Origin of the sequence: Halorubrum sp. SS7, from assembly GCF_005435055.1 — an archaeon.
Lineage (GTDB): Archaea > Halobacteriota > Halobacteria > Halobacteriales > Haloferacaceae > Halorubrum > Halorubrum salinarum.
This window is the reverse complement of record NZ_SGXV01000526.1, coordinates 1-280: the sequence shown is the minus strand read 5'-3', so window position 1 is coordinate 280 and position 280 is coordinate 1. Positions and strand designations below refer to the sequence as shown.

The window sequence follows — 280 nt, the reverse complement described above, 5'->3', positions numbered from 1 at the left end:
ACGCCGTCGAGGGGCTTCGCGGACGGTGGATCTCAGACCGCGGCGCGGTGATAGCCGGTGTTGTCGCTTCCTCGCTGATATTCACTGTGTTCCACCTTCCGGGCTCGATTAGTGCGTTCGGGTTCCGCATGATATTGGGGTTGCTCCTCGGTGCGGCATACGTGTGGACCAATTCGCTCGCGCTTCCGATAGGGCTCCATTTCATGACCAATTTCGCACTGAACAACATTTACGGTCTCTCGAACGTCGCCGAGGGAGGCGCCCGAGCAGCGATGCTCCT

At 59.6% G+C, this 280-nt stretch carries 1 protein-coding gene; it reads left to right on the top strand.

Going from position 1 to position 280, the window contains the following annotated elements:
* The coding region (locus EXE44_RS19035) for a CPBP family intramembrane glutamic endopeptidase (RefSeq protein WP_137718116.1) at window positions 1-280 on the top strand (280 nt) is incomplete at both ends.